This is a genomic window from Nonomuraea sp. NPDC048916, assembly GCF_040649575.1.
Taxonomy (GTDB): Bacteria; Actinomycetota; Actinomycetes; order Streptosporangiales; family Streptosporangiaceae; genus Nonomuraea.
On the sequence record NZ_JBEZFS010000095.1, the window covers coordinates 1 to 4,040 of the forward strand.

A 4,040-nucleotide genomic window follows, 5' to 3' on the forward strand; every position below is an offset into this window, starting at 1 on the left:
TGCGAGCGTGTCAAGAAGCCGGCCAAGAACACCTTTCCAACCAAGAAGCGTGACACTGCGCAACCAGCCACCAAGGCCAGCTACAAGATCACAATCTTAAGAAAAGCGCTCTCACCAGCACAAATGCCTTAACTCACCGGCATTGCCCTGAGCTGGTACGACTTCTGCCGCATGTACGTAGGCATGCGCTGGAAAGGCGCTGCCGCCAAGACCCGCGAGAGCATCGTGGACAGTCTCACGGTCGCCGCGTTCGGCATGCTGACTGACAATGCTTCCGGCCTCTCGAAGAAAGAGATCAGGGCCGCGATGCAGTGGGCCCTTATCCCGCGCCAGGCAGACGAACCGGCACCGCCTCATCTCGACTACGCGGTTCGCCTGCTCGAAAAGGGCACCGTCAACGTGAGCGACCTCGCGGACCCGATCGTGGCGCGCCAAGTGTGCGAGGAGCTCACCCTCACGCGCGATGGCAAGCGCGCGGCAGCCGATACGACGGCCCGCCGACGCCGTGGCCTCAACACGGCGCTTGAGTACGCGATCGATCTCGGCGAGCTGGCCGAGAACCCGCTCAAGCGCGTCAAGCAGAAGAAGGTGGCCAGGGACAACACCGTGGACCGGAGATGCGTGGTCAACCCGGTCCAGGCCCGCGAACTGCTTGTGGCCCTCTCCTACGTCGGCAGTTGGCATCGCGGGCGAGGCCGCCGCCTCGTGGCGTTCTTCGCCACGCTCTACTTCGCCGGCCTCCGCCCGGCCGAGGCGATCGGGCTCCGGGAAACCGACTGCGCTCTTCCCGAGGAAGGATGGGGCTTGCTCACTCTCGAAGTCACCCGCCCGAGCAGCGGCAAGCAGTGGACTGACGACGGGACCGTGCACGACCGACGCGGCCTCAAACAGCGAGAGGAACGAGAGGTCCGGCCCGTGCCCATCCCGCCGGAACTGGTGAGCATCCTGCGGACGCACCTTAAAGAGTTCGGCACGGCCCCGGATGGCCGACTGTTCCGGAACGAACGCGGTGGCATCCTCGGCGCATCCAGCTACTCGCGGGCCTGGGAAGAAGCCCGCCGTCTGGCCTTGACCCCGCAACAGGTCGCTTCACCTCTCGCCGGAAAACCCTACGACCTGCGTCACGCCGCCCTGTCCACGTGGCTCAACGCGGGCGTCGACGCGACGGTGGTAGCGGAGCGCGCAGGCAACAGCGTGGAGGTCCTCCTCAAGCGGTACGCCAAGTGCCTCGATGGGCGCGACGGTCAGATCAATCTCCGAATCGAGGCTGCCCTTGAAACTTGATCAACTCTCATGATGGACCCTGGCCACGCTCTCAACCATGGAGACGACGGAGATCGGGCGGGACCTTCTGTCGCGCAGGCGGTCCTCGCCCCGATGGCGGCAACGGTCGGCCCGACATGACTGATAGCCCTGGTAGTCCTGAAGTTTGCAGTTAAGGAGCATCACTGCAGGCTGTAGGTCATACTCTGACTATGGACTGGAAACTTGTTTTGGAGTACATAAGAGTACTTATATGGCCGACCTTAATATTCTTGGTCGCATTAGTATTCAAAGGATCGCTGGGGCAATTGATTGGACGCATAACAAAGGCTGGCGCGGCAGGCGTAGAGCTAGAATTTGACCGAGCCGAGGAAGCCATCCGCCAAGCCGAGGAAGTGATAGGGCAGATATCCGAAGGCTATTCCGCGGCGCAACAAGCAACAGACAAGCCCTTAAACGCCTCTGGGGATGGAAGCTCTCACGACGATGAGCAACGCGCCCAGACGCTAGTCCGGTCGCGCTCATACGCCACAGGCGTTTCATCCGAGCAAGTAACCCGCCACGCCATCGAGGCCGTGCTGGCGCAAGGCGCTCGGATCGGCTGGGAGTGGGCTAGAAAGGGCGAAGAAGAGCCTCCGCGACTGGAGATCTTTTGGACTCTATCGGGGTACCCTCAAGTAAAGCCTCGGCGATTCTGGGAAGTGCTTAAGCCATCCACTGAACGTGACTACGAAAGCCAAATTAACGGTGCCCTAAATAGAATCGTGCACTCTGGATACATCCGTCGTGAGGTGCGAATGGATAAGAGTATGCTGGATTTCGCACTAGAGACAGATGATGGACTGATCGCCATCGAGACACTGGTGAGTATCAACCGTCGCACACTGATAGAGCAACTTCGCAGACGTTTTGAAGACGTGAGCGAGAGCGATGCCAACATGGCGGGTTTCGTGATAGTTGCTCAGGAGATGCCGTCGTCAGGCATCATTGCTTACATGGAGACTCTGTGGTCGAGGGACGAGCTAAAAAAGGTAGATATCGTTCACTGGAGCGACAAGAGCGATGACCATACCTTGCTGCAAGTTCTGCACGGCTTCGCCCCTTCCATCCCCCCGTTCTAATTGGCTTGATGACGTTCAGTCACACTCAAATCTGCCGTTGACTAATTTTTGACTTCGATCTAACGTCTGCCGAAAATTCCTCGATAACCGCTTGGTCTACGCATTTCTGCACCCACAGCGTGACGAGGGTATCCCAGACCACATCCTTTGATCGCCGGATCCTATCGCCTACCACCAGAGGCCAATCATGTATGTCTTGACGACGCATCGCTTCATCGAGAATTGACGACATTTCGGAAAAGCGGATGCCGAACCGCTCTTCGACATCCGGCCAATTCTTCTCTTTGAGGTCGCGAAAAACGACGAGTTCTGGCTCTTCTTTGCCTGGCAGAGACACGCAACTGTTGTAGGTTTTCGAGCCGTCGACGACGCCTGCAGCAGGGTAGGGCAGCGATCCTTTCGCACTCAGATCCGCTAGCTGTTTTACCACAGAATATGAGCCTACGGGGTAGGTCTCCACGTTGTATGGATCGTGAGACGCAGCAACAAGAGCACTGATCATGGTAGCGGCTCGATCGTCTTCGCAGAATACCGTGATATCCGGATGGGTTCGATCGTCTATAGCGCTGAGGCAAAACTCTGGGGTGGCGCCATGGATAACGTTGATTCTATCTCTATTCCGCTGCAGGAGAATGCGTGCCTCTGGCGGTATCTCCTCTAGCACATGAGAACTGTGCGTAGTTAGAATGACCTGGATCCCTTTTTCTCGGGAGATCTTAAGAAGTTGCTGCACCAGCCTTCGTTGAGCTTTGGGGTGAAGTGATGCATCGACTTCATCTATTAAAAGTAGTGAATCGTTGGGAATTCTTTCCAGGGTGCGGAATAGCTGCAAAGAGGCGGCCTCGCCTGCCCCTTGGTGGAATGCTGAATAGTCGCCAAATCTTTGAGCAAGAATTCCGACCTCTCTGTCAGAATTTGTGGTGCTAGCGAAGCGTGCTGCAGAAAAATCTCGATTCAAGATGTATCCGAGATCGTTTATGGAGCGCTCGGCGAGGGTTTCAGATGAAGCTTCCCTGTTCGATCGTTTGGTCACCTGTGCATACCCCATGAGAGCGTCTAGAGGCATGACTCTGGAAACATCTAGTAGGAAGATATGTCGATTTGGTCTACCCGAACTGATACGCCAACGGTCCGTTGGCTTTCGGATGGTGACCGGATTTGCTTGCTCGCTGAGGCGACATGTTATTTCTACATCCGTTACGGTGTCCCAGGCGGTGTTCATAAAGAACCGGCCAGGCTGAAAAGAGGACCGTCCTTCACCGGCCTGCTCATACGCACATGCTGCCGCCTTGATGACAGTAGTCTTCCCGGTGCCATTCTCTCCGACGATCGCAGTGACTGGAAATTGGAAATCAATGCGCGTCGCTTCCTCCTTCGGGAAGCCTCTCAGATTCCTGATAGATATGCTGGTCAACAATCTGGAATAGCGGCCAGAACTCATGGCGCCACGAATTCTGTTCACTTCATGACTAAGCGCCATTTGTTCCTCCGCTTTCATGGTTGTACCAACCTCGATGACTCACGGGGTGGCTGTCCCTCTTGATCGATTTCGGCTGATGGAGATTTCTGCCTGGTCGTCCTGTTCGCTGCGGATAGGTGGCGTGGCAGCCTGCCCGGGACGCTCGGGTGGGCGGCGGTTCCACGGGCCGCGATGAG

Annotated in this window: 3 protein-coding genes; 2 read left to right on the forward strand and 1 reads right to left on the reverse strand. The window is 57.1% G+C overall.

Annotated features, from left to right (window positions below; genetic code table 11):
- Positions 1-183 precede the first annotated feature (183 nt).
- Together AB0C16_RS39800 and AB0C16_RS39805 are read left to right on the forward strand one after the other, a co-directional pair.
- The gene (locus tag AB0C16_RS39800) at positions 184-1,284 is read left to right on the forward strand and encodes a tyrosine-type recombinase/integrase (RefSeq protein WP_357691295.1); all 1,101 of its coding nucleotides are present in this window, start codon (positions 184-186) and stop codon (positions 1,282-1,284) included.
- A gap of 191 nt (positions 1,285-1,475) precedes the next feature.
- Positions 1,476-2,384 carry a hypothetical protein gene (locus AB0C16_RS39805; RefSeq protein ID WP_357691297.1) on the forward strand — a complete coding sequence of 303 codons (909 nt, stop codon included), beginning with the start codon at positions 1,476-1,478 and terminating at the stop codon, positions 2,382-2,384.
- 25 nt (positions 2,385-2,409) lie between these two features.
- Here AB0C16_RS39805 and AB0C16_RS39810 read toward each other — a convergent pair whose 3' ends face one another.
- On the reverse strand, positions 2,410-3,882 hold the full coding sequence (locus tag AB0C16_RS39810) for an AAA family ATPase (RefSeq protein ID WP_357691299.1): 1,473 nt from the start codon (positions 3,880-3,882) through the stop codon (positions 2,410-2,412).
- Between the last annotated feature and the right edge of the window lie 158 nt (positions 3,883-4,040).